This is a genomic window from Methylophaga sp. UBA4204 (genome assembly GCF_002379485.1).
GTDB lineage: Bacteria > Pseudomonadota > Gammaproteobacteria > Nitrosococcales > Methylophagaceae > Methylophaga.
The window spans coordinates 8,649-8,967 of the sequence record NZ_DFTU01000051.1; the positions used below are offsets into that span (position 1 = coordinate 8,649).

The following is a 319-nucleotide window of genomic DNA, read 5'->3' on the forward strand; positions in this document are numbered from 1 at the left end:
GCCATGTCATTCTCCGCGGCGGGAAAAAACCTAATTATGATCAAACCAGTATTGATGAGGCAGCCGAAGTCATTGGCCGTAGCGGTCAGCCGGTTCGCATGATGGTTGATTGCAGTCATGCCAATAGTGGTAAGGATCACCTGCAGCAGGAAGTTGTTGGTCGATTGCTGGCCGAACAAATTGCCTCTGGAGATAATCGTATTATTGGTTTGATGCTGGAAAGCAATCTGGTGGCAGGTAGACAGAATGTCGAAGCGGATAAAGAACTGGTTTACGGCCAAAGTATTACGGATGCCTGTATGGCTTGGGAGAACAGTGA

At 48.3% G+C, this 319-nt stretch carries 1 pseudogene; it reads left to right on the top strand.

The features are described 5' to 3' along the window. A pseudogene (locus B3182_RS07415) lies at positions 1–319 on the top strand (3-deoxy-7-phosphoheptulonate synthase); the annotation flags it as partial.